The sequence below is a fragment of the Mesorhizobium sp. M7A.F.Ca.ET.027.02.1.1 genome (genome assembly GCF_004022985.1).
Taxonomy (GTDB): Bacteria; Pseudomonadota; Alphaproteobacteria; order Rhizobiales; family Rhizobiaceae; genus Mesorhizobium.
Map to the genome: position 1 here is coordinate 1 of NZ_RZOL01000483.1, position 4,260 is coordinate 4,260.

5 protein-coding genes are annotated in these 4,260 nt (G+C 62.6%); 1 reads left to right on the top strand and 4 read right to left on the bottom strand.

All coding sequences use genetic code 11. The features are described from left to right. Positions 1–22: 22 nt before the first annotated feature. From EN749_RS31770 to EN749_RS31785, 4 genes are all read right to left on the bottom strand, one after another. Positions 23–832, bottom strand: a complete 810-nt coding sequence (locus EN749_RS31770) for an ABC transporter permease (protein ID WP_027039831.1) — start codon at positions 830–832, stop codon at positions 23–25. Continuing rightward, positions 832–1,497 (bottom strand): ABC transporter permease subunit, encoded by a 666-nt coding sequence (locus EN749_RS31775; RefSeq protein WP_189367838.1) that lies wholly within the window; start codon positions 1,495–1,497, stop codon positions 832–834. The genes EN749_RS31770 and EN749_RS31775 overlap by 1 nt, the downstream gene beginning before the upstream one ends. Positions 1,498–1,701: 204 nt before the next feature. Next, on the bottom strand, positions 1,702–2,502 hold the full coding sequence (locus EN749_RS31780) for a transporter substrate-binding domain-containing protein (RefSeq protein ID WP_023811511.1): 801 nt from the start codon (positions 2,500–2,502) through the stop codon (positions 1,702–1,704). Positions 2,503–2,556: 54 nt separating this feature from the next. Next, positions 2,557–3,372 (bottom strand): ABC transporter ATP-binding protein, encoded by an 816-nt coding sequence (locus EN749_RS31785; protein ID WP_128287608.1) that lies wholly within the window; start codon positions 3,370–3,372, stop codon positions 2,557–2,559. A 213-nt stretch (positions 3,373–3,585) separates the two neighbouring features. Here EN749_RS31785 and EN749_RS31790 point away from each other — a divergent pair. Beyond that, a partial coding sequence (locus EN749_RS31790; RefSeq protein WP_128364642.1) for an arginine deiminase family protein occupies positions 3,586–4,260 on the top strand: 675 nt, incomplete at its 3' end.

A 4,260-nucleotide genomic window follows, 5' to 3' on the forward strand; every position in this document is an offset into this window, starting at 1 on the left:
TCCCCTACTCCCCTACTCCCCTCTAGCCAATCTTGTTGGGGATCCTGGCCTCTATCCTGCTGAAGGCGAAGACCAGAATACCGGTGATCGTCATGTAGATCAGCGCCAGCAGCAGCAGGGGCTCATAGGTGAGGTAGGTGTCCTGCCGCACCTTGGACGAAACGGCGAAGATGTCGATGACACTGATCGTTGCCACCAGCGGCGTCGATTTCAACTGCAGCACGGTCTCGCCGGTCAGCGTCGGCAGCGCCCGGTAGATGGCCTGCGGCAGCCAGATCCGCCGGAATGCCTTCCAGCGGCTCATGCCGAAGGCACGCGCCGCCTCCAGTTGTCCCTTGGGCACACCGGCAAAGGCGCCACGCATCACCTCGCCCTCATAGCCGGCGAAAGACAGGGTCAACGCCAGCACGCCATAGGGCCAGGCTTGCCTGAGATATGGCCACATCCAGGATTCGCGGATCCACGGATATTGCGGGAACAGCGAACCCAGGCCGTAATAGAGCAGCCAGAGCTGGATCAGCAGCGGCGTGCCCCGGATCACCGTGCAGAACACCTTGGCAGGCGCGGCGAACCAGAATGAGCCGGCGGCTTGCGCCAGCCCGAGCGGCACGGCGAGCAGAAAGCCCAGCACGCAGGTGACGGCCAGGATCCACAGCGACCGCCAGATGCCGATCAAGCCCATTTCATAATATTGCGGCAGCCAGTCCCAGCGCATGAAAAAGGCAGCCGACAAAACAAGGCCCAGTGCGATCAGGATCAGCACGATGCGGTGCGGCTGCAGCCACAGCGATGTTCGCGCGACGACGTTGATGATGGCAGCCTCGTTGGCCATCAGCGCGCCTCCTTGAGCGAAGGCATGCCGCGCCGCGACCAGGTCTCGACCCGGCCGATGACGAGGTTGGAGAACAGCGACAAAAGCAGATAGAGCACGCCCGCCGCGAAAAAGAAGGTGAAATAGGCTTTGGTGACACCCGCCGCCTGCCGCGTCGCCAGCGCCAGTTCGTAGAAGCCGACGACCGCCAATAGCGCGGTATCCTTGGTGGCGATCAGCCAGAGATTGGCGAGGCCCGGTATGGCGAAGGGCAGCATTGACGGCAAGGTGATGCGCCGCAACAGCAGGCCCGGAGACATTCCATAGGCGCGGGCGGCCTCGATCTGGCCCTGCGGAATGGCCAGGATCGCGCCGCGTATCACCTCTGTCGAATAGGCGCCCTGGACGAAGCCGAGCACGGCGATGCCGGCGGCAAGGCCGCTCACATCGACGCGCTGATAGCCCATGGCCGTCAGCGCCTGATTGATCAGGTCGGTTCCGGCGTAATAGAGCAGCAGGATCAGCACCAGCTCGGGCACGGCGCGCACGATGGTGGTGTAGACCGCCAGGAGATCGCGCACCCCCGGCCCGCCATAAAGCTTGCCGTAGGCGCCGCCGGTGCCGATCAGAAGGCCGAGGCACGTGGCGCCCAGCGCGATCTCGATCGAGTGCAGCAGCCCGACCAGAAGCGTCCCGCCCCAGCCTGGCGGGTAGGGCGAGAGAAGCTCGGTGATGCCGGCCGCGGAGGCCGAAAGAAGTGCGTCGATCAGCGTCGCCCCCGAAGTGCTGGCCAACCGCCGACGGCTGTGTCGGCGGCAAACATGCCTGGGAAAGATCGGGCAGGTGGGGCATGGCGCTGACGCCATGCCCCACGGCTCATGCGAGGATCGTCAGTTCGACTGCGCGCCGCCGCCGCCGTAAATGTCGAAATCGAAGTATTTCTTCGAGATCTCGTCATATTTGCCGTTGGCGCGGATCGCCTTGATGCCGGCGTTGATCTTGCCCTTCAGTTCGGTGTCTTCCTTGCGCACGCCGGCGCCGACGCCCGGTCCGAGCACTTCGTCATCGGGAGCGACCATGCCCTTCAGGTCGCAGCAGGCCTTGCCCTGGTCGGATTTCAGGAACTCGCCAAGCGCGATGGAATCGGCCTGAACCGCATCGAGGCGGCCGGCGGCAAGATCGTTGTTGGCTTCGTCCTGGGTCTGGTATTCCTTGATCTCGGAGGCTGTGCTGCCAAAATGTTTCTTGGCGTAGACAGCGTGCACCGTCGAAACCTGCACGCCGACGATCTTACCCTTGAGGTCGTCCGGGGCGGAGCCGAATTTCTGGTCCTTGGGGCCGATGATCGCGGTCGGCGTGTTATAGTACTTGTCCGAGAAATCGATCGTCTTCGCGCGCTCGGCGGTGATCGACATCGAGGAGACGATGAGGTCGATCTTCTTGGTCGTCAGTGCCGGGATGATGCCGTCCCAGGCGACCGGAGTAATGACGCAATCGAGCTTCTCCTCGGCGCAGACGGCATCGATGAAGTCGATCTCCCAGCCAACCCACTTGCCCGAAGCATCGGGCGAGGTGAAGGGCGGATAAGGCTCGGCTGCGACGCCGATCTTGACCGGATCGGCCTTGGCTACGCCCATGGCTGCGACGCCGAGCAGCAGCGCTGCGGCGAATGTCTTCAGAACGGTCTTCATTTCATGACTCCCAGTTTGTTGTTGGTTCCCGGTTTTCTTCCGTCCCGGCCTGTCCTAGCCGATGTTGCGGATGAACTGCTTCAGCCTTTCGGATCTGGGCGCGCCGAAGATCTGCTCGGGCGGGCCTTCTTCCTCGACCAATCCATTGTAGAGATAGACGACATGCGTCGCGACCTCGCGGGCGAACTTCATCTCGTGGGTGACCAGCACCATGGTGCGGCCTTCGCGCGCCAGGTCGCCGATCACCTTCAACACCTCACCGACCAGCTCGGGATCGAGTGCGGAGGTGGGCTCGTCGAACAGCATGACGCGCGGATTGATGGCCAGCGCACGGGCGATCGCCGCGCGCTGCTGCTGGCCGCCCGACAGATAGGCCGGATAGACGTCGCGCTTTTCGGCCAGACCGACACGGGCGAGCAGTTTCTCGGCCTCGCCGATCGCCACATCGCGCTTGACGCCAAGCACATGTACGGGAACTTCGATGACGTTTTCGATCAGCGTCATGTGGCTCCAAAGGTTGAAGTTCTGGAACACCATGCCGAGCTTGGAGCGGATGCGCTCGATCTGCTTGCGGTCGGCCGGAACCGTATGCCCATGGCTGTCGGCCTTGAGCTTGATCTCCTCGCCATTGACGCGAATGATGCCGCTGGTCGGGTTTTCCAGGCAGTTGATGCAGCGCAGCAGGGTGGATTTGCCGGAGCCCGAGCCGCCGATGATTGCGATGACCTCGCCGTCGCGCGCCGACAGCGAGACGCCCTTCAGCACATGCAGCTCACCGAACTTCTTGTGCAGGTTTTCGACGTGGATGGCTTCGGCGGCGCCGTCATGCGCCTTGCCGGATTGGACTGTGGCAGCTTCCAACACGCTCACTGGGTGACCTCTATAGGGTCGGTGGCGGTTCGTCGAACGTCTATCCGGCTAATCAACATATACGCTGTACTGCCCCGCTCCAGACTTCAGCATGGACCCAACGGCGCGAGCCCGTCAATCCTGCTTATTACGGCACTTGCGAGCTTGTTGTGCAAGTGTATAAATAGCCTTCCATGAAATTTTCTCGATTTTTTTCAGCGAAAAAGGACTTCGATGAGCGCTTTCGGATCACAGTCCATGGCTGCGCCGCTGCGCCGCGTGCTGATGCGGTCGGCAGCCAACGCCATGCGCAATGCCGACAGGGCTGCTTGGCACTATGGCCCGGGTTTCAATCCGGCGAAAGCGGCATCGCAGCACGCGCTCCTTGCTGAACTGGTGGCGGCTTCCGGTGCCGAAATCGAATGGATCGAGGACACGGCGGATGGACTTTCGGATTCGGTGTTCACGCACGACCCGTCGCTGATGACCGATCGCGGCGCGCTGATCCTGTCCATGGGCAAGCCGTTGCGCGCCAGGGAGCCCTCGCTGCATGAGGAAACCTACCGAAGGCTGGGTATTCCAATCCTGGGCCGCGTCGAGGTTCCTGGCCAGGTCGAAGGCGGTGATTGTGTATGGCTCGATGCCCGCACGCTGGTGATCGGGCGCGGTGTCCGCTCCAACCAGGAAGGCATCCAGCAGGTTTCCAACCTGCTGACGCCGCTGGGCGTTTCCGTCTACGGCTTTGATCTGCCGCTGTGGCAAGGCGAAGAGGCGTGCCTGCATCTGATGTCGGTGATCAGCCCGCTGGCCGACGACCTCGCACTGGTCTATTCACCGCTTTTGCCGGCCCCGTTCTATCAGATGCTGAAGGCGCGCAACATCCGGCTGGTCGAAGGCGACGCCGAAGAG